The 19,008-nt window shown below is 66.0% G+C and carries 23 protein-coding genes and 1 pseudogene; 19 read left to right on the top strand and 5 right to left on the bottom strand.

All coding sequences use genetic code 11. The features are described from left to right. The first annotated feature begins 140 nt into the window (after positions 1 to 140). The 3 genes from BJG92_RS05250 to BJG92_RS05240 are packed head-to-tail and all read left to right on the top strand — an operon-like array spanning position 141 to position 1,592. Positions 141 to 398, top strand: coding sequence for a hypothetical protein (locus BJG92_RS05250; RefSeq protein ID WP_232082971.1), 258 nt, complete (start codon positions 141 to 143; stop codon positions 396 to 398). Beyond that, entirely contained in the window at positions 395 to 1,075 is a 681-nt protein-coding gene (locus BJG92_RS05245; RefSeq protein WP_232082970.1) for a hypothetical protein, read from the top strand. Before BJG92_RS05250 ends, BJG92_RS05245 begins: the two co-directional genes overlap by 4 nt. Before the next feature lie 10 nt (positions 1,076 to 1,085). Then, positions 1,086 to 1,592, top strand: coding sequence for a shikimate kinase (locus BJG92_RS05240; RefSeq protein WP_232082969.1), 507 nt, complete (start codon positions 1,086 to 1,088; stop codon positions 1,590 to 1,592). A gap of 8 nt (positions 1,593 to 1,600) precedes the next feature. Here BJG92_RS05240 and BJG92_RS18525 read toward each other — a convergent pair whose 3' ends face one another. Continuing rightward, the gene (locus BJG92_RS18525) at positions 1,601 to 1,996 is read right to left on the bottom strand and encodes a histidine phosphatase family protein (protein WP_232082968.1); all 396 of its coding nucleotides are present in this window, start codon (positions 1,994 to 1,996) and stop codon (positions 1,601 to 1,603) included. 209 nt (positions 1,997 to 2,205) lie between these two features. On the opposite strand from BJG92_RS18525, the gene BJG92_RS05230 reads away from it, so the two are divergent. The 7 genes and pseudogenes from BJG92_RS05230 (at position 2,206) to BJG92_RS05200 (ending at position 6,220) form a co-directional block, all read left to right on the top strand. Beyond that, the gene (locus tag BJG92_RS05230; protein ID WP_232082967.1) at positions 2,206 to 2,874 is read left to right on the top strand and encodes an alpha/beta hydrolase; all 669 of its coding nucleotides are present in this window, start codon (positions 2,206 to 2,208) and stop codon (positions 2,872 to 2,874) included. A gap of 49 nt (positions 2,875 to 2,923) precedes the next feature. Continuing rightward, positions 2,924 to 3,076 carry a CopG family transcriptional regulator gene (locus tag BJG92_RS05225; RefSeq protein ID WP_232082966.1) on the top strand — a complete coding sequence of 51 codons (153 nt, stop codon included), beginning with the start codon at positions 2,924 to 2,926 and terminating at the stop codon, positions 3,074 to 3,076. Further along, positions 3,073 to 3,465 carry a VOC family protein gene (locus BJG92_RS05220; protein WP_232082965.1) on the top strand — a complete coding sequence of 131 codons (393 nt, stop codon included), beginning with the start codon at positions 3,073 to 3,075 and terminating at the stop codon, positions 3,463 to 3,465. Before BJG92_RS05225 ends, BJG92_RS05220 begins: the two co-directional genes overlap by 4 nt. A 30-nt stretch (positions 3,466 to 3,495) precedes the next feature. Further along, the gene (locus tag BJG92_RS05215) at positions 3,496 to 4,128 is read left to right on the top strand and encodes a hypothetical protein (protein ID WP_232082964.1); all 633 of its coding nucleotides are present in this window, start codon (positions 3,496 to 3,498) and stop codon (positions 4,126 to 4,128) included. A gap of 105 nt (positions 4,129 to 4,233) precedes the next feature. Next, positions 4,234 to 4,506: pseudogene (locus BJG92_RS18600) on the top strand (hypothetical protein); the annotation flags it as partial. A 261-nt stretch (positions 4,507 to 4,767) separates the two neighbouring features. Then, positions 4,768 to 4,971: a hypothetical protein gene (locus BJG92_RS05205; RefSeq protein WP_232082962.1), complete on the top strand. Its 204-nt coding sequence runs from the start codon at positions 4,768 to 4,770 to the stop codon at positions 4,969 to 4,971. Positions 4,972 to 5,191: 220 nt separating this feature from the next. Next, positions 5,192 to 6,220 (top strand): DUF6454 family protein, encoded by a 1,029-nt coding sequence (locus BJG92_RS05200; protein ID WP_232082961.1) that lies wholly within the window; start codon positions 5,192 to 5,194, stop codon positions 6,218 to 6,220. A 45-nt stretch (positions 6,221 to 6,265) separates the two neighbouring features. Here the strand turns inward: BJG92_RS05200 and BJG92_RS05195 are convergent, their stop codons facing one another. Next, positions 6,266 to 7,228: an SDR family NAD(P)-dependent oxidoreductase gene (locus tag BJG92_RS05195; RefSeq protein WP_232082960.1), complete on the bottom strand. Its 963-nt coding sequence runs from the start codon at positions 7,226 to 7,228 to the stop codon at positions 6,266 to 6,268. A gap of 210 nt (positions 7,229 to 7,438) precedes the next feature. On the opposite strand from BJG92_RS05195, the gene BJG92_RS05190 reads away from it, so the two are divergent. Both BJG92_RS05190 and BJG92_RS05185 read left to right on the top strand, forming a co-directional pair. Next, positions 7,439 to 8,332: an alpha/beta fold hydrolase gene (locus tag BJG92_RS05190; RefSeq protein ID WP_232082959.1), complete on the top strand. Its 894-nt coding sequence runs from the start codon at positions 7,439 to 7,441 to the stop codon at positions 8,330 to 8,332. A 149-nt stretch (positions 8,333 to 8,481) separates the two neighbouring features. Beyond that, positions 8,482 to 9,054: an MOSC domain-containing protein gene (locus tag BJG92_RS05185; protein ID WP_232082958.1), complete on the top strand. Its 573-nt coding sequence runs from the start codon at positions 8,482 to 8,484 to the stop codon at positions 9,052 to 9,054. On the opposite strand, the gene BJG92_RS05180 is transcribed toward BJG92_RS05185, so the two are convergent. Further along, on the bottom strand, positions 8,984 to 9,856 hold the full coding sequence (locus BJG92_RS05180) for an alpha/beta fold hydrolase (protein ID WP_232082957.1): 873 nt from the start codon (positions 9,854 to 9,856) through the stop codon (positions 8,984 to 8,986). The two genes, BJG92_RS05185 and BJG92_RS05180, sit on opposite strands and share 71 nt — an antisense overlap. A gap of 250 nt (positions 9,857 to 10,106) precedes the next feature. Here BJG92_RS05180 and BJG92_RS05175 point away from each other — a divergent pair, with 250 nt between their 5' ends. The 3 genes from BJG92_RS05175 (at position 10,107) to BJG92_RS05165 (ending at position 13,452) form a co-directional block, all read left to right on the top strand. Then, positions 10,107 to 10,883 (top strand): electron transfer flavoprotein subunit beta/FixA family protein, encoded by a 777-nt coding sequence (locus tag BJG92_RS05175; RefSeq protein ID WP_232082956.1) that lies wholly within the window; start codon positions 10,107 to 10,109, stop codon positions 10,881 to 10,883. 11 nt (positions 10,884 to 10,894) lie between these two features. Beyond that, positions 10,895 to 11,878, top strand: coding sequence for an electron transfer flavoprotein subunit alpha/FixB family protein (locus BJG92_RS05170; protein ID WP_232082955.1), 984 nt, complete (start codon positions 10,895 to 10,897; stop codon positions 11,876 to 11,878). A 77-nt stretch (positions 11,879 to 11,955) separates the two neighbouring features. Next, positions 11,956 to 13,452, top strand: coding sequence for a cytochrome b/b6 domain-containing protein (locus tag BJG92_RS05165; RefSeq protein WP_232082954.1), 1,497 nt, complete (start codon positions 11,956 to 11,958; stop codon positions 13,450 to 13,452). 105 nt (positions 13,453 to 13,557) lie between these two features. Here the strand turns inward: BJG92_RS05165 and BJG92_RS05160 are convergent, their stop codons facing one another. Continuing rightward, positions 13,558 to 14,748, bottom strand: coding sequence for a glycosyltransferase (locus BJG92_RS05160; protein ID WP_232082953.1), 1,191 nt, complete (start codon positions 14,746 to 14,748; stop codon positions 13,558 to 13,560). Further along, the gene (locus BJG92_RS05155; RefSeq protein WP_232082952.1) at positions 14,745 to 15,329 is read right to left on the bottom strand and encodes a TetR family transcriptional regulator; all 585 of its coding nucleotides are present in this window, start codon (positions 15,327 to 15,329) and stop codon (positions 14,745 to 14,747) included. The genes BJG92_RS05160 and BJG92_RS05155 overlap by 4 nt, the downstream gene beginning before the upstream one ends. Between BJG92_RS05155 and BJG92_RS05150 the strand changes: the two genes are divergently transcribed. The 4 genes from BJG92_RS05150 to BJG92_RS05135 all read left to right on the top strand — a co-directional run bounded on the left by BJG92_RS05150 (position 15,328) and on the right by BJG92_RS05135 (position 18,934). Then, entirely contained in the window at positions 15,328 to 15,477 is a 150-nt protein-coding gene (locus BJG92_RS05150; protein WP_232082951.1) for a hypothetical protein, read from the top strand. The genes BJG92_RS05155 and BJG92_RS05150 overlap by 2 nt on opposite strands. Before the next feature lie 9 nt (positions 15,478 to 15,486). Next, entirely contained in the window at positions 15,487 to 16,674 is a 1,188-nt protein-coding gene (locus tag BJG92_RS05145) for an MFS transporter (protein WP_232082950.1), read from the top strand. A 271-nt stretch (positions 16,675 to 16,945) separates the two neighbouring features. Further along, entirely contained in the window at positions 16,946 to 18,145 is a 1,200-nt protein-coding gene (locus BJG92_RS05140) for an NAD(P)/FAD-dependent oxidoreductase (protein ID WP_232082949.1), read from the top strand. A gap of 540 nt (positions 18,146 to 18,685) precedes the next feature. Next, entirely contained in the window at positions 18,686 to 18,934 is a 249-nt protein-coding gene (locus tag BJG92_RS05135; protein WP_232082948.1) for a hypothetical protein, read from the top strand. Positions 18,935 to 19,008: the final 74 nt, after the last annotated feature.

Genomic DNA, 19,008 nt, shown 5'->3' with positions numbered 1-19,008 from the left:
CCCTCGGCACGGCCCCAAAGGACGTGTCACCGGGAACGTATCAGCCAGCTCGGATTCATCCGAAAGTCACACGCCCGGCCTCGGCTCGCGCAGCCCTGTCGAGTTCCGGGTTCCGGAACCGAGCCGGTGAGGTACTTTGAGTGGCAATGAATCCTTTCGGTCTGACCAAGCAGCAGCTCGCCGCCTTTGCCGATCCGCTTCTGGAATATTTGCCGGCCTCCCTCGATCCCGCGGCCGTTGCCGGTTCCGAGATGGACGACGTCGGGTCGCTCGCCGAACTGACCGGGCCAGGTGTTGTGGCAGAGCGAATACGCCGCCTCGGCGTCGATGTCCCCGTTGAGGCCATGACCGAACGCCTGCTGGTGAACGACGGCAAAGGGCAGTCATCTCCGGCTTGAGGTACTTGAATCTCGATCCCGCATCCCCGTTCGTCGCCCTCAAGGCCAACTTCCGCGTCAACCGCCCGGCAACCGTGCGCCTCTTGAAAGCGCAAGTGCTGAAGACCTACGGCGAATCCATGCCCCTCGGCTTCACGTTCTGGGAGCAACCGGGTCTGAACCTGGGCCAAACGGAGGACTGGAGCCTCATCGTCGCGGGCTCCACCGACGTCCGGAGGGTTGGCGTCCCGGACGGCCTGGAGGTCCATTGGCCATCAACCGTTGATGACTTCTTCGCGGACTTCGGGGCGGAGCACGGACACTGGACGGCATCCAGTCCCCGGCTGTCCAGGTTCGTGCAGGTCCAGAGCCGCGACGATCTGGAACAGGCCGCGCGCTTGGGGCGCCTGATGATCATCCGGGATGCCGCCGGTTTTGCCGGCCTGGCCGCGGGCAGGAGTGAACAGTTGTTCGGCCAGCCCGGGCTCTGCCTGATCGAACTGTTCCTTGCCGAGCGGGTCCGCTCGCGGGGCTGGGGGAAAGTGCTGGAATCGCAATTCATTGCCCGGCACCATCCGGACTTCGGAACCGTCTGGGGTCACATCCATGCCGGCAACTGTCCGTCGCTGCACACAGCGCTTAGCCTTGGGCGCACACCGCTCCAGCAGGAATACTTCGTTGGCTTGTCCGCCGGCTGAGGCAGAAGCCATGTCCACGACTGCCCGTGGCCTAGCATTAGCCCGCATGGGTGTGGTTCTTGTGACCGGCATGTCCGGTGCCGGCAAATCAACGGCTCTGAAAGAGCTCGCTCGGCTGGGCTATGCGACCGTGGATACCGACTACGGCAGTTGGTGCAACGATGTGGACGGCGACACCGTGTGGAATGAAGAAAAGATGTCCGCACTCCTCACAGCGCCAAACTTGGCTTCCCTGTTTGTCTCCGGCACCGTGTCGAACCAGGGCCGTTTCTACCACCGTTTCGACGCCGTGGTGCTCCTCAGCGCACCGCCCGAGGTGCTGTTTCGGCGCATAGAAACCCGCAGCACCAACGGCTACGGGAAGCTCGCCGCCGAGCGTGAGGAGATACGCCGCCATCTTGAGTCGGTCGAGCCACTCCTCCGCAAAAGCTCGACGCACGAAATCGACACAACCTGCCCCGTGCAGGACGTCGCAGCACAACTGGCCCAAATCGCCGACGAGTCCAACAGGCAATAGCGGGGCCCCTACGGCCGACGTCCGGAAAGGTGTCCGGTGTCAGCAAGATCTACCAGCGTGCGGTTTCGCCAGGAGTCGTCGTGCCTCAAGTGGGTGATCGAACCCGGCTTCGGTGCGAAGGAGACAAATCCGGCTGCCTCAACAGGGATCTGCAGCCAGGCCGTGATGACGAATGTCTGGGCGTAGCCGTGAGTGACGACGACGTGATCATGGCTGCGGTCGGCCATCAGTTCACTCACGCATTCGCTGACCCGGACGGCAACTTCCCGACGGGTCTCTGCACCACGGATGGGCCCGCGGTGATCGAGCCGGTCGTCGTCCGGGGCAGGGACTTGCCGTTCAGCTCCTGCGCCACGAAACTGGCATCCATCCGGCCTAGGGTGCCCAGGCGGGAGTCGTACCACCCGCCTACACGATCGAGTTCCGAATGCTCCGCAACCGGATGGGTGACAACGTACATCTCATGCATGGATGCCCCTCCCACAGAAGTTGACGTGGTGCGCCGTCTTCCGGCTAACGATTCACCACCAACGATTCAAGTGTTCAGTCTGGCACGGCCCCAATGTCCTGGCGCCAAGACCAATCTCGCCCGCCGGGACCGTACGCTATCTGCATGGGGCAGAAACCGGAGGCCGTTCTTGTGCACGGATTGTGGCATCAGCCGGCGCACTTCGACCGCTTGGCGGCCGATCTGCGCGGCCGGGGGTTCACAGTTCACATTCCTCGCTTACACCGCGGCTCTCTTGCCGCCGATACCGCAGCCGTCCAGGACTATGTGGACGGATGCACGACGGCGCCCGTGGCCGTGGGCCATTCCTACGGGGGATCAGTCATCACCGGCTTGAACCGTGTCAGTCACCTCATCTTTGTTGCAGCCTTCGTGCCGGCGGCCGGGGAAAGCGGCGCGCTGCTGGGAGGCGCCAGCGCCCTGGTGAATGAAGCCGTGCGGCACCACGAGGACGGGACGACCAGCCTCCAGCCGGAGCGGGCACGCGAGGTCCTATACGCCGACTGCACCGAAGCGGATAGCGCCTGGGCGACCGGGCTACTGGTGCGGCAACAGCCTGGTCATGGCCGTGGCATACCGAGCCGCATCGCGTGGCAGAGCGTCGAGAGCACCTATCTCAGATGCGAACAGGACAAGGCCCTGAGTCCCGACCTTCAGCACCGCATGGCCAGCCGTTGCACTAACGTCATCAGCCTGGCCTCGAGCCATTCACCGTTCATCAGCCGGCCCGGCCAGCTCGCCGAACTAATCGCAGGCACTCGAAGTTCTTGCTAATAGCTCTGACGCCTTGCCACCTCATGGCTAGCTTGCTAGCATTCTAGCCATGCCAGAGAAAGTGCAGTTCAACGTCTATCTGCCGGCCGACTTGGTAAAACAGGTCAAGCACGCCGCAATCGAGCGCGGACAATCACTGTCCACGTTCGTGGAAGAAACCCTAAGGCAGGCCCTACACGACACAGAAGGATCCACATCATGAAACTCACCCCCATTCGATTCGTCCGCAACGTCGAAGCTGCTACACGCTTCTATTCCACCCTCGGCCTCGAGGAAAATCCGGCGGCTACCAGCGGAACGTGGGCTGATCTTCGAGGCGACGGAGGCGGCCTGGGACTCCATATCGCCCGGCAGGCCACCACCCACAAAGACCCGGCCGCCGTCGCACTTCAGTTCACCACCGACGGAAGCCTGGAACTCACGGCTAACCGCCTCCGGGCTGCAGGGTACGCTCCGTCTGAAATCCTGGACGAAACGTTCGGACGCTATTTCACGGTCGAAGATCCTGACGGGTACCTCGTCCAGGTCAACGAAGCCGACGAGGACCTGCAAAACCTCAGCTACGAGATAAGGGAGTCCGCTGCGGGGTAGCGGGGCGCGGCTGCGGTTAGGCTTGCCGTCATGGCGCTCCTCCACCAAGCCGAATTGCGGCCGACGAAACTTGAACTCCTCGAAAAGTGGCTCCCGGGCCAGCCGTGGTTCGCCGGTCTGATCGCGGCACCACTTCGCAAAGTAGGCTCCTACCGGTTCGACGACCCTGCCGGCGAGGTGGGACTTGAGACGACGATCGTCTCTGCCGGGAGCGCCACCATTCAAGTGCCCCTCACATACAGGGCCCGGCCGCTGGCGGGCGCGGAACCATGGCTGGTGGGCACAATGCAGCACTCAGTTCTTGGCCCGAGATGGGTCTACGATGCCTGCGCCGATCCCGTCTACGTGACGGCACTGGCGGCAAGCATCATGCTGGGCCGGCCCCAGGCCGAGCAATGCCTCGACGTCGAAGGAAAACTGGAAGTGCTGGCCCCATCGGTTGTCGTCCAAAGCACCGGGCCGAATCGGGACGCGGTTCCCGACCTCTCGTCGGCCACTCCGCGCAACACGGCCGAGTGCACGGTCATCGAGACAGCCAACCTGCACCTGCTGGTCATCCGGCGCCTGGAACTTGATGGGCGTCCGGGCGGCCCGCTCATGTTGACCGGCGCCTGGGAAGGGCAACAGGATTCCGTCAAACTCGCGGCTATCACTGAATCCTGAGCACTGAGTGACTGAAGAACTGGCCGCTGCAAGCGCCACTGATTCAATCCGCGACGCCTACAACACGGCGGCGGCATCTAACGCGCGCGTCCTGCCAGGGAGCTCCTTGAAGAAATCGCCGTCAGGGTCATCCCACCCGGGAACGAGCCCGCATTTACGGTCCGGGACAAAGAAGGCTCACCCGACGGGCCGGCCCTCTCAGGTTGGGTGGTGCCCCAGTGGTCAGGTGAACCCGCGAATCTGGCCACCAACGAACACGCCGAAATACGCTGGATCACCCCAGATGGTGCCCTCGGACTGGATCTCGCGCACGACTCCTACACCGACGCACTCCGGACTGTGATGAGCCTCACGGGCCATAGTCGCCATCTGGCTTGAGTCGCCGCTGCGCATTGTGCACTATGGAAGGCAACGCCGGGACCCCTATTTCCCGCCCGAGCCAGCCCTGACCAAGCCCGCGCGTAGCGCAGGCACCCGGTCAGCGGCAGAGTATTACCCATCCTGGTGGACGCAATGAGGCCAAACCGGTGAGCTCGCAGAGCCGCCAACGGTCCCGGAGCGTTCCCGGTTTGGCCCTACGGCGGCTCCGCATCGGTGCGGCAGCCGGACCTCCGGATCCATGAATGGAAGCACTGAACAATGACGTTTGAAACTGCCAACTCTGTTACCCACAAGCTCTGGGACCGCTCCACGATGCACCACGAGCTGGACGCCCTGGTCCACGACCTCTCGGTCCGCCACAACACCGCCAAGAGCAACATCGCTGTCCACGCCAGCGGCCCCGGCACCTTCACGCTCAGCGTGAGCCATGGCGAGGCCAACCTCGGTCCGGTCAACCTGTAACAACCACGAACGACGACGGCGGGAGCCGCCGCCGTCGTCGTTCAGGACCGCGCGCCCGGGCGGAAATTCTCGCTGCCAGGATGGAGAGCTGCGTCAGACTTTCGAAGGGGTGCGGGGATCGTGCCTGCATCTGCCGTTCACCGTCCCTCTGCGGAGGGTTCACAACGGATGGGTAGCTTGAGGAAGTCCTGTCGCGATCCAACCTTTGAGAGGCTCCCCCATGAGCACCACTCGCACCCGAGGCTTCCTCACGGCCGCCGCATCCATTGTCCTGGCGGCCTCCGCAATCGGCGGCACCGCAGCAGCCCAGGCCACAGGCAACAATGACCAGCACGGCGGGAACGACGCCGGATCCAGCGAGCACAGCGAAGCGAACACCGCCCTCGCAGAAGCCTTCGACGGCGTCGACCGCGCCACGGCCTGGCAGCAGACGGCCAAGCTGAAGCTGAACTTCCCCACGTACCACACCGAAGGAATCGCCTTCAGCCAGGACCGCATCTTCCTGTCGGCCGTTCAGATCATCGAACCGACCACGAAGTTCCCAACCCCTCAGAACGGTCTCGACCGCACGCCGGGCAAGGGCGTCGGCCACCTGTTCGTCATGGACAAGGCCGGGAACCTCCAGAAGGACATCGTCCTGGGCGAGGGCGATATGTACCACCCGGGCGGCATCGACTTCGACGGCACCAACGTCTGGGTCCCGGTGGCCCAGTACCGGCCCAACAGCAGCGCCATCATCTACCGGGTGGACGCCGCCACCCTCGACGTGCACAAACAGTTCGAGGCAAAGGACCACTTTGGCGGCATCGTGATGGACAAGCAGACGGGCCACCTGGTCGGCAACACCTGGGGCTCGCGCCGCTTCGCGGAATGGGACCTGTTGGGTAAGCAGCTCGCAACCTGGGAGAACCCGAACTTCTTCATCGACTACCAGGACTGCCAGTACGTGCCCAACTCAAAAATGCTCTGCGGCGGCATCACGAATCTCCCGCAGACCCCGGCGGCCGGCGGCACCGGTGCCGCCTACGAACTCGGCGGCATGGCCATGATAGACCTCAAGTCCCATGGCGTAACCCGCGAGATCCCGTTCCAGCAGTGGTCCACCGCCGGTCACGTAGCCACCCGCAACCCCTTCAAGATGACCGCCGACGGCGACCACCTCACCCTGAAGGTGGCCCCCGACAACGGCGAAGAGGGCAACGGCACCGAAATCATCACCTACGAGGCCACCGTCGCCCCGGCCAAATAGCCCGGCTCGGTCAGGGATGCGGGCCCGTCTCCTGAGGCAATTGGCTTAGCGCGGCGGCCGAGCCCGGGCGGCGTCCAGCAGTTCCACCGAGACGTCCCAAAGCCGCCGCGCTGCGTCCGGATCCAGAGCGTAGCCGAGCACCCCGTGCAGTCCGTCGGTGATCTGGGTGACGGTCCGGGCCTCGTTGCAGTCCTCGAAATAGCGCCCGCCGATTCCCTCGAGTGCAGGCGCCGTAGCGAGGAGCACGGACGTGGCAGCACCCTGTTCCACGGACTTCACGGGCAGTCCGGCCTCTAGCACCAGCATCTTTGTTGCGGCCAGATCGGCAGGATCCCAGTACCGTTGGAGGTTGGTCCAGACGCCGCCCGGCATGAGGGCGTTCGCGGTGATTCCGTCAGCTGCCCACCGGCGGGTGGCCTCGACGGCGAAGAGCACATTCGCGGTCTTGGACTGCCCGTACGCGGAGCCGGGGTCGTAGGGGCGCCGGTCAAAGAACAGGTCGTCGAAGACCACGGGCGAGTTGCCGTGCCCGGAAGAGCTCACCACCACAATGCGTGCGGCCCCATCGGCCGCCAACGCGGGATGGAGACCCAGGGCCAGCGCGAAGTGGCCCAGATGATTTGTTGCGAACTGCAACTCCCAGCCCTGCGGTGTGTAGGTCTCAGGCGTCATCATGATCCCGGCGTTGTTGACCAGGATATGCAGAGGCCCCTGCCAGCCGGAGGCAAACGCATCGACGGAACCGACGTCGGCAAGGTCCAGTTCAGCGGCCCTTACGTTGGGGTTCCCGGTGACGGCAGCAATGTTCTCGGCGGCTCTCCGGCCGGCGTCCATGTCACGCACGGCAAGGGTCACCGCCGCGCCCGTCCGCGCCAGCGCTCGGGCGGTCTCGACCCCGATGCCTGACGCGGCCCCGGTGACGATCGCTGCCCGGCCGGAGAGATCGACGCCGTCCGCCACCTCCGCAGCAGTGCTGAAGGGGCCGAATTCAGTGGCGATGAGATCCACGTGTTTCCTCGTTCCGTGGTTGGGGGTGATCAAAGAGGTCGGGTCGCGGACATGCCGCCGTCGATGTCAAGCGTAACGCCGTGGATCATGGAGGCGTCCGCCGAGGCGAGGAACAGGACGCCGCGGGCGATGTCCACCAAGTGGCGGGCAGGCGGGCGCGTCGCCTGCAGGGTCCGAGGACAGCGGTTCGGCGGCGGTAAGAATGGCAGCATGAGCTTCACATCACTCGGCCGCGTCCAGACCCCCGTCCTGGACATCGGCTACGAGTCGGCGGGCGATCCGGGCGGGACCCCGGTCATCCTCCTGCACGGGTTCCCGTACGACGTTCGGGCCTTCGACGGCGTCGCCCCGATCCTCGCGGGCCGGGGCGCCTTCGTGCTCGCGCCGTACCTTCGCGGCTTCGGCCCGACTCGTTTCCTCGATCACACGACGGTCCGCTCGGGGCAACAAGCCGCCCTCGCGCAGGACCTCATCGACTTCATGGATGCCCTCAACATCGGAGAAGCAGTTGTTGCCGGCTACGACTGGGGTGGCCGGGCGGCGTGCATCGTGGCGGCGCTGGAGCCCGGACGCGCCACCGGCCTCGTCTCGGTAGGCGGCTACAACATGCAAAACCTCGAGCGTTCCGGCGAGCCCGCCAACCCGGAATGGGAAAGAAGCTACTGGTATCAGTACTACTTCCACTCGGAGCGGGGGCGCCGCGGGCTGGAACGAAACCGTGACGAACTGTGCGAGCTGCTGTGGCGCACCTGGTCGCCGAGCTGGGGCGGCGCACGCCAGGCGTTTCCCGCCAGCGCCCCGAGCCTGCACAACCCCGACTTCGTCGACGTCGTCATCCACTCCTACCGCCACCGTTACGGACTGGCCGACGGCGACCCCCGGTACCAGCGGTTCGAGGACCTGATTGCCCAGAAGCCGCGGATCACGGTTCCGACCGTCGTTCTCGAAAGCGGGGACGACGGCGTCGGCGGCCCCGCGGCGCTGGAAGACAGGGAGTACTTCACCGGCCCGTACCACCAAAGCATCCTTCCGGGCATTGGACACAACGTTCCGCAGGAGGAGCCGAAGGCGTTCGCGGAAGCCGTGGTGAGCCTGCTCCCCTAGGTGCTTCAACGTTAACAAAGAGGACGACAGCTGTATCTCCTGCGCACCACCCAAGTGACCATAATACGAAGGCCTCGCAAAACATCATGTTCCGGCTATTCGGTGCTCTATGGCGTGCCGCGGCGGCCGCGGGACGATAGTTTGGTGGGATGACGGCCAGTTACAGGTACGACGTCGAGATTCTGCACCTGCTCGTATCGCCGGCGCACGCCTACTTCGGCCGTGCACGCGAGGGCGCAGCCGACGTCCCCACGACAGACGCCGGGCAGGCGCAGTTCGTGACCGGCAAGGGAATCCTCGGTGACCGGTTCTTCGGCAAGGCCGCGCACATGGATGCCGCCGTCACCGTGTTCGCCGTCGAGGCCCTCGAGGCGATCGCCGCGGAGCTGGGAACGGCACCCCTAGATCCGCTGCTGACGCGCCGCAACGTACACATCCGGGGCGCCCAGCTGGCGCCGCTACTCGGGCACGACTTCGCGCTGGAGTCCCGCGGGGAGCTGGTGCGGCTCAGGGCCGGGCGGCCCGCGCACCCGTGTGTATGGATGGATGAGATGCTCGCCCCGGGCGCCCATAAGGCCATGCGCGGGCGGGGCGGCGTTCGGTGCCAGGTGCTTGCCGACGGCGTCCTGCACCGCGGCCCGGCAGTGCTGATCAGCCCTGTGCCGCTGGATCCTGACCGCGCGGGCGAGGCGACCCTGCTGCGCCCGTCGAGGCTGCCCTAGCCCGGCGCCGGCCCGCCACTCCCCCGAGGAACCGCAGCAGGAGCGGGACGGTGGCGTGCATGGTCCGCAGATCCCCCCGGCTGGCGTCCCGCTCGCCGAGGTAATCGCCGTGGCCGGCCGGGACGATCAGCAGGCGGGCGCCCGGAATGAGACCGGCCAGCCGCTCCGCGTACGCGGCGGTGACAATGTCCCGATCGCCGGCCACCACCAGGGTGCGGGCGGCGATGGTGCCCAGCTCTTTGTCTGACCAGCCGGGGAAGTCCAGGATGCGCCGGCTGTCCAGCTCGAACTGCCGTTCCAGGTGGCCGGGTTCCGGGTTGAGCCGGCGGTCCTCGTCCTGGTAGGTGGCGGGTTCATCGTCGAGGGTGGCGCTGGCCATGCGGTCCCAGAACTCGTCCGGGACGGCGTCGCGGCTCGCGAAGGTGGAGGCTGCGATCAGGCACCGGACGACGGCGGGGCGCGCAAGTGCCAGCGCGAGGGCGGTATGGCCGCCGGCGCTGAATCCCAGCACGTCGATCGAGCCCACCTTAAGCTGGTCCAGCACGGCGAGGATATCCCCGGCGGAGTTCTCGGCGGTGAGGGGGCGGCTGGTGGGCTGGGTATGGCCGTGGCCCTCCTCCTCCACGGCAATCACCTGGCGCGATGCGGCGAGCAGCGGGATGATTTCGCTGAAGTTGGTGCCGATGGTGGAGCCGCCGCCCGGGATGAGGAGCAGCGGCGGCTGGCCGGGCACTGCCTCGCCGTGGACCTCGTAGTACATGCGAAGGCCGTTGTTGTCCGCGAAGCCGTGGGTGAAGGTCACACGGCATCCTAACCTCGGGCGGGGCCGAGGAGAAGGGCTCCGAGTCCCGACTCGGAGCCCTTCGCCAGCGCCGGCCGGCCGCCGTCGGACGCGCCCGGCCGCCGTCGGACGCGGGCGGACGCGGGCCAAAGAAGGCACTTCATTTTCCCGACACGGGCCCAGTCAGCCACGCAGGGCACCATTTTCGTAGACTCAGTAGAGATTCGGTATGTCTCCTCTAGGGACATGCCCGCCACAGGAAGAGCCATCAATGAAGATTGTCGTCCTTGTAAAGGAAGTCCCCGACACCTACGGGGACCGAAAACTGAACCTTGAAACAGGCCTCGCCGACCGGGAAGCCAGCGAGGCAGTCATTGACGAGATCGGTGAGCGGGCCCTGGAGCTGGCACTGAAGTACGCCGACGCGAACGAGGGCACCGAGGTCGCAGTCCTCTCCCTCGCTCCCGGGGGTGCGACGGCCACACTGCGCAAGGGGCTTGCGATGGGCGCGGGGAGCGCCACCCACATTTCTGACGAGGCGCTCCGGGGTGCGGATCTTGGCCTGACCGCCGAAACTCTCGCAGCGGCGCTCCGCCGCGTCGGGTTTGACCTTGTGATCACCGGCAACCTCTCCACCGATGGATCCGGCGGCATGATTCCCGCGATGCTCGCGGAATTGCTGGACGTGCCGCACGCCACCGGCCTCAGCTCCGTACAGATCAGCGACGGCGCGGTGTCCGGCACCAGGTTAGTTGACTCCGGCGTGCAGCAGGTATCAGCAGCCCTGCCCGCGGTGATCTCCATTACCGAGGCGCTTCCCGGGGCGCGCTTCCCGAACTTCAAAGGAATTATGGCGGCCAAGAAGAAGCCCCTTGAGACGCTTACGCTTGCGGACCTCGCAATCACTCCCGACAACCCGGACGCGGCGCGTTCGATCATGCTGACCATTGCAGAGAAGCCCCCGCGCGCGGCGGGCGTCAAGATCATTGACGAGGGTGATGCCGGCGAGAAGCTCGCTGACTTCCTGGTCGAAAACCAACTGGCGTAAGGAGTATCGACATGACTGAATTCGCGCGTGACGCAATCCTCGTCGTCGTGGAAACCCGGGCTTCCGGTGAACTCGAGAAGGCCGCACCCGGACTCTTCGGTGCTGCCGCCGCCGTGGGCACGCCGATTGCACTGGTACTTGCCTCACCCGGGGCCGGGGGCGCCGCCGCCGCGGAGGCTGCCGTCCTTGGTGCTGCGCACGTCCTGATCGCGGAGACTCCGGATCCTTCCGCGCTCGGCGTGCCGGGCGTCGATGCGCTTACCGCCGCTGTGGAGCACGTGCAGCCGGACGCGATCCTGATTTCGCATTCTCTCAACGGGCGGGATCTTGCCGGCCGGTACGCCGCCCGTTCGCGGGCGGCGGTTTCCGTCGACGCGATCGGCGTGTCACGCGATGAGGAGGGCGTCGTGGCACACCATTCCGTCTACGGTGGCGCCTACAATGTGACCTCCACGTCCACGTTCGGGGCGCCGGTCATTACGGTCTGCCAGGGCTCCATCGAGGCGCGCGCTGCGGCTCAGCCGGAAGCGTCGGAGACCCTGGCAGTGACGCCCTCCGGGAAGCCCGCCGCGCGGATCGACTCGTTCGATGAGGCAGTGGTCGCCACCTCGCGGCCGGAGCTGCGCGGTGCCGCAAAGGTTGTTGCCGGTGGCCGCGGCCTCGGGTCGGAAGAGCAGTTCGCCCTCGTCGGACAGCTCGCCGACACACTCGGAGCTGCCATTGGTGCCTCGCGCGCCGCAGTGGATGCAGGCTTCATCCCGCAGTCGCAACAGGTCGGCCAGACCGGGGTTTCCGTGTCATCACAGCTGTATATCGCGCTGGGCATTTCCGGCGCGATCCAGCACCGGGCCGGCATGCAGACCGCGAAGACGATCGTCGCCATCAACAAGGATGCAGACGCACCCATCTTCGAGATCGCCGACTTTGGTGTGGTGGGCGATCTCTTCAAGGTTGTACCCCAGCTGATCAGCGCCCTTGAGGCTCGGAAGAAGTGACAGCAACTCAGTCCCGGCCTCTTCGGCGGGGCCTGCCGCGCGTGCCGGGCGGCGAGCCCTGGCCACCAGCAGGGCCGGTGCCAGCACGCAGTGTCACCACAGGAGTGGAGGCGTCCGCGGCGCCGGCTGTTGCCCAGGAAACGACGCCGGCTGAGGCATTGTCCGCACCGGCCGCCGCAGTGAAGGCCGACGCCGGGACGCGGCAGCTGCGCCGCGGCCTGCCACGGGTGCCGGGCGGCAAGCCCTGGCCGCCCGCGGCCGAGGCTGCGCTATCCGTGGCGGCTCCGTCCGCGGCTCCCCCCATACCCGCCACACCCGCCACACCGGTCACGGCGACGACGACGTCGACGGCGGGAACCACCTCGCTCCGTCGCGGTCTTCCCCGTGTCACCGGTGGTGAGCCGTGGCCACCGGCGGGACTTGCTCCCGCGGCCGCTGCCGCTGCCGCCGCGGTGCCTGCGCATCCCGACCACATTGTCCAGGCGCCTGCCCCGGCTGCCAGCGTGAAGGAAACCGTTGCCGAGGCGACGCCGCCGGTGGCCGAGACTGCACCTGGGGTCCTCGCGTTAGTCGCCCAGCCCACGCCCGCCGCCACGGCGTCGGCGGCCCATCCCGTCGTCGCCGAAAAGCCCGTCGTCGCCGAAAAGCCCGTGAGACCAAAGGCCGAGGCACGGCTCTACGGCTCGCGCACCCTGGGCCAGTGGATCAAGCTCGTGGTACTCCTCGCAGCCGGCGCAGTAGCCGCCGCCGGGATTCTTGTGCTTGCCGCCCGCGGTGTGACCACGCTGCCGGGCGTGCCGGAATTCCTCGCGCGCTACCCGGGCGAATACAGCCTGCCTCCGACGGCCGAGCCCGGCTTCCCGTGGTGGGCGCAGTGGGCGCACTTCCTGAACTTCTTCCTGCTGGCGCTCATCATCCGCTCGGGCTACCAGGTGCGCACCCAGCAGAAGCCCCCCGCGTTCTGGACGCCGAAACGCGGTGGCAGGAAAATCAGCATCAACCTGTGGCTGCACCAGTCGCTGGACATTTTGTGGCTGGCCAACGGACTCATCTTTGTGGTGCTGCTGTTCGCCTCCGGCCACTGGATGCGCATCCTCCCGACCAGCTGGGAGGTGTTCCCGAACGCACTCTCCGCGCTCCTGCAGTACATGACACTCGACTGGCCAGTGGAGAACGGCTGGGTGAACTACAACAGCCTGCAGCAGCTGATGTACTTCGTCGTGGTGTTCATCGCGGCCCCGCTCGCGGCGATCACGGGCGTGCGCATGAGCGAGTTCTGGCCGAAGAACGCAAAGACGCTGAACAGGGCCTACCCGGTGGAGGTCGCGCGCGCGCTTCACTTCCCGACGATGCTGTTTTTCGTGGCTTTCATACTCGTCCATGTGTTCCTGGTGTTCGCGACCGGTGCGCTGCGCAACCTGAACCACATGTTCGGCGGCACCGACGCGGTGAACTGGGTCGGATTCTGGCTCTTCGCGGCCGCCATCGCCGTCACGGCGGCCGGGTGGTACGCCGCCCGACCGATCGTGCTCGCACCCATCGCTAAGCTGTCCGGGCAGGTGAGCGGCCGGTAGAGACACAATTTGTGGGTGGGGGCGCGTCTTGGTGGTCAACAGCGTCTTCTCGGCCGGTTGACGCCACATGAGGCGGACGACGTTGGACTCGCCGGTCTTGTCCGTTCAGAGCACGTTTGCAATGACGGCCAGCGCTGCGCCAGTGCCATCTTCATCGGCCATCGACAGGGAAGCCGCGGCCACGGCCGTGCGGTACCGTCCGGCATTTTCGAGTGTCGAGGTAAGTTGCGCAGCTGTTAGTCGCTTCCGGGGAATCGGAGCGGGCGAGAGGCCGCGCGCATGCAGCCGGGCTCCCCAGAACGGCTGATCCGCGATAAAGGGGACGACCACCGAGACGGTGCTGGCACGGGTCGCCGCGTGGACAGTACCGATTCCGCCGTGATGGACCGCGGCCTCGGCGTGCGGCAGGACCAGCCGGTGGTCCACCGAGCTGACCACCAGCACATCATTGCCCAAAAGGTCCGAGGGAACCTCCAGTCCGCCAAGGCCACAGGCGAGCATAGCGCGAGCGCCGTAATCACGGATACCGCGGACTACCTCCTTGGCGCGAGCAACCGGATCGCCCGCTGCCATCGATCCGAATCCCGCGTAGACGAATCCACCTCGCGCGACAAACTCGGCAACCTCGACTGGTAACGGCACGCGAGCGGATTCGGTGTTCCACGCTCCGGTTAGGTGCACATTGTCGGGCCAGTCGTCCGGCCTGCCGAGGATGGCGGGGCTGATGGGCAGGACAGTTGCGGCAGGCGGGGCGGACGGGCGCCGAGGCACGCCGACCAGCTTGGCGACTTCGTCAAGATCGCCCCGGAACAGCGCCGCACTTGCTGCGGCCGCCCCGTAGGTGAGCGGGTTCAGTATTCCAAGGCTCCGAGTGACGGTGCCAGCGGCCGGGAAGGCGAGGGTGGGGGTGACTGACGGTACGATCTCGACCAATACATGCGGGATGCCGAGGGCTTCAGAGACCAGGGTGGCGGAGAGCACTTTCGGATGCGAGACGATGACGTCCGGCCGATACTCCATGGCCGCGCGTGCCGACTCAACAATGACCCCGCGCATGATTGGTCGGACGACCGAGCGGAACGAGCGGATCGCGGCGCCGAGCGAGACGCCTTGATCCTCGATCATCCGCGAGTAATCGACCCCCATACTGGCGACATCGAGGCCGGACAGGTCTGCCCCGGAGTTGTCCGGGGCCACGAGGCGTGCCTGGTGGCCTTCCGCGATGGCTCGACGAGCGAGCGCCGCGAACGGCTCCACGTCGCCGCGCGACCCGGCGGTCGCCAAGAGAATTCTCACTGGCCGGCACCGCCCCGGGACTGGCCGAGCAGAAGGCCGCGGGCGTAGATGTCGGCGATCGGTTCCGCTATGCGGCTGATGCCGCCCAGCGCGTCGCCGCCGGCCCAGCGTGCCAGCTGATGCGCAAGGAAAAATGGGGCAACACCAAGTGTCACCAGTGCGGCGGCCTGGGCGTCGACGTCGTCGGACTTTCGCATGGTGCCTGACTTGATCCCGAGCTCAACGGCGTCGCGGGCAGTGGCGAGAAGAGCGTCAAAAAGCGCGTCCGTGGAGCTTCCGGTTTCATAGAGCATGCGGGCCAGATACGGCCCAAACGGGTTCGCTGCACCGGCGAGCACCTCAGCGGGCGCGTCGCTCTCCCCCTTCTCGACGATGAACCGCAGAACTCGCTCGTCGCACTCGCGCCGGAGCCCTTCTTTGCTGCCGAAGTGGTGCACTACGAGGCCCGCGCTCACCCCAGCCTCCGCTGCGATGGCACGCACCGTGGTCGCTCGAAAGCCCCCGGCCGCGAAGAGCCCGAGTGCGGCGGCCACGATCCTGCCCCGGGCGCTGAGGTCGCTCTCATAGATCATTGAACTCATGTTCAGTATCCTAATGCGTCGTATAGTGGCGGCAAAGGGGCAGTTCGCACTGCGCTTCGGCGCCCTGCCGCAGGATCTGGCCGCACGGGTCGACGACTTCGCCAGCCGCCTGGGTGCCGGTATATCCACGGATTCATTGATCAATTAGCGTGGGGATATGGCTCCGTCGACCGAACGGCTGCTTACCCCGACGTTTATCGGGCTGAGCATCGCCGAGCTCGCCTATTTCACGGCGTTCGGGGTTGCCATCTATACGCTCCCGCTCTATGTCACCGGTCCGGTCGGTTCCAACGAGTCCGGCGCTGGGCTGGCCTTCGGAGCCTTCGGTGTCACCGCGTTGATCTGTCGGCCCTTTGCTGGCAGGCTCGCCGAAACCCTGGGCCGCAGGCCTCTGCTGATATTCGGCGCACTGACCAGTGGGGTGGGTATGCTGCTGATGCCGGTGGTGGGCTCGCTCGCGCTGATCGTCGTTGTGCGCCTGTTGCAGGGGGTGGCTGAGGCGGCGTTCTTCGTAGCCGGCTTCGCTATGCTCGCCGATATCGCCCCGCCGGGCCGGACGGGTGAGGCACTCAGCTACAACTCGCTTGGGCTCTACCTTGGCATCGCGTTGGGGCCGGTTCTCGCTGAGGTGCTGATCGGCGTCGGCGCCTTCGCCACCGCCTGGTTCGGTGCCGCCGCCCTCACGGTCCTGGCCGCCATCATCTCGGCGTTCCTGCCGGAGCCGGCAAGAACGCCCAGCGGAGAAGGCCCGACGGCGCTCATCCACCGGCCGGCGATTCCCCTGTCCTTGGGCTTTTTCGCGTCTCTGGCGGCGGTGAGCGGCGTCCTCGCATTCGCGTCCCTGTACTCCGAGCAGATCAAACTCAGCAACACCAGCCTGGCGCTGTTCCTCTACGGAGCGGTGGTTGTGCTGTGTCGCGTCGTCTTCGCGAAGTTACCGGACCGGCTGCCCGTGTTGCCGCTGGCGACGGGGTCATTGGTGGCCATTGGCGTGGGCCTGGGGTTAATGGCACTTTCTCCCAGCCCGCTGGGTTTCCTGGCCGGCGTGGTGGCCAGCGCCGTTGGCGTCTCGTTCTCGACGCCGGCGTTCTTTGCGGCGATCTTCGCGACCGCTCGCCCGTCGGAGCGGGGTGCGGCCGCAGGAACCGCCAGCGCCTTCATGGACCTGGGCCTGGGGTTCGGCCCGGCGGCACTGGGGTTGGTGGCCGGAGCGGCCGGAATTCCGTGGGCCTTTGCGGTGGGTGGCGGCATTGCGTTCCTCGGCGCGGCGTGGACCCTGCACCTCACCCGCCGGGCGCGTGTCGCCCCGCCAGCTCCGACCCCCTCAACCGAAGGCTCGTTATGAGTAACCCGCTGAGCTGGGCGGGATTCTTCGTCTCCACCCGAGCGGGAACTCCAGGCCCCCGCCGTCATGGGACAAGATCCCGGGCCAGGAACCCCTGATGGTACCCAATAAAGATCATCATGCTTAGTATTGAGGCTCCGGTTGCTGTTCACCGTGCGCTGCTGGAACCGCCCTATCCGAGGAGCGCCGATGTCGCTAAGCAAGGGAACACCCGTGGAATGGGACACGCCCCAGGGAGCCGCTCACGGCAAGATCGTGGAGAAGTAGCGCCATGGCCGGGCAGCACTACGAAGTCCTCATCATTGGCGGGGGTAACGCCGGCGTCTCCCTGGCGGCGCGCCTCCATCGCTACGGGGTGAAGGATGTGGCGGTGGTGGAACCCGGGGACCAGCACTTTTACCAGCCGCTGTTCTCGCACATCGCCGGCGGGAGGGCGACGGCATCAGAGGCCGCCCGGCCACAGCGCTCCGTCATGCCGCAGGGCGTGGAATGGATCCGGGACAGTGCGGTGGACATCGACCCGGCGGGCAAGACGGTGTCGTTGGCGTCGGGAGGTCAGCTGGGGTTCGGGCACTTGGTGGTCTGCCCGGGCCTGCAGCTGGATTGGGACAAGATCCCGGGTCTGGCCGACGCCGTCCATTCCCCCGCCGGGGCGTCCCACTATGAGTTCAGCCTTGCCGCCAAGGCCTGGACGCTTCTCAGCGGTCTCAAGGCCGGAACGGCCGTCTTCACCATGCCCTCCGGACCCATCAAATGCGGGGGCGCCGCGCAGAAACCAATGTACCTGGCCTGCGACCACTGGCGTGAGCAGGGAGTGCTCCGGGACATCCGGGTAGTCATGGTGCAGCCATACCCCACCGTGTTCGGGGTGCCCGGGGTGGATGACGAACTGAACCGCAAAATTGCCGAGTACGGCATCGAACTGCGCCTCAACAGCGAACTGGTGATGGTGGATGCTGCGACGCAGAACGCGCTGATCCGGAACAATGCCACCGGGATCGCCGAGGAGCTCCATTACGACGTGCTCAACGCGGTCCCGCCGCAGTCAGCCCCAGACTGGCTCAAGGCCACGGAGTTGCCCGCCCCCGGTGACTCGGGCGGGTTTGTGGACGTGGATCCGCAGACCCTCCGGCACGTCCGGTTTCCGAACATCTGGTCCCTCGGGGATGCCGCGGCCACCACCAACTCCAAATCCGGCGGGGCGCTGCGCAAGCAGACAAAAGTCCTGGCCAAGAACCTGGTCGCCGCCCGGGACGGAAAACCCCTGACGGAAAAGTACGACGGGTACTCGGTGTGCCCCTTCACGGTGTCCGGTTCTACGGTGGTTTTCGCCGAGTTCGACGCCGAGTACCGGCCCATGCCCTCTGTCCCGAAGGTGCCAACGTGGAAAGAGAGCCGGGCATCGTGGGTGGTGGACCGCGACATTTTCCCCAGGGTCTACTGGAACCTGATCCTGAAGGGCCGCGCGTAGGCCAGAACGGCCACCGGCAGCTGAGGTGTATCGGGCTCCAGGGCGACTGCACGGATCTGCAGGCATAAGCTGATTGAAGAACGTCTTTCCATCTACGGGGAGGTCATCATGGACACTGAAACCGCCGACGTTACCGGTCATGATGTCACCACCATCACCTGCGTGTGCGGCAACACCGTCAGCAAAGACGGGTTGATTCAGGCCAATTCACAGGGCATCCGCGCCCGTTGCCTTCCGCGTCGACGTCACCGCAGGCCCCATTGCCGAGGCCATCCGAGTCCATTGGCAGCTCAGCACCCGGGAATGAAGGTGTTAACGGGAAACGTTGAGCTCGTTACCGGTGCGGGCCGAGGGGTTGGAAGGGGCATCGCACTCACTCTCGACTGACCGCTTTGCGAGGGGCCGAACGGTCAGTTTTCCCGCTACCGCTGCACCAGCGGCCGTGGTACGTTCAGCCTGATCAGGATGTCCCCACGCGGCCCCTTGACCAGCCGGCTCCTGGCACCACCCCAGAAAGCGGAGGCAACGATGCCAACATTAATGATCTTCCACGAAGTCGACGACGTTGAGCACTGGCTCAGCTCACCAAAAAGGGTAGAGGTATTCGGGCCGCTGGGCATAACGGTTAGAACCTTCATCGACCCGGCAAACAGCCATCGAGTAGGCCTGATCGCCCAAGTCCCCGACATGGAAACTTTCCAGCGGATCATGGAGTCCGAAGCGGTAGCCGAAGCGATGAAATTCGACGGCGTCCGTCCGGAAACAGTCCTGGTGCTCGTCGAGCCCTAGGAGACTGCTGAATTAATCGGGAGGCGTTAAGGCGCGTCGGCTGGACTGGTGGGGCTGGTGGTTAAGACTGGTTG

It is taken from the genome of Arthrobacter sp. SO5 (assembly GCF_020532805.1).
Classification (GTDB): Bacteria; Actinomycetota; Actinomycetes; order Actinomycetales; family Micrococcaceae; genus Arthrobacter.
Note: the sequence above shows the minus strand (reverse complement) of the source record. Positions and strands in the feature narration are given on the sequence as shown.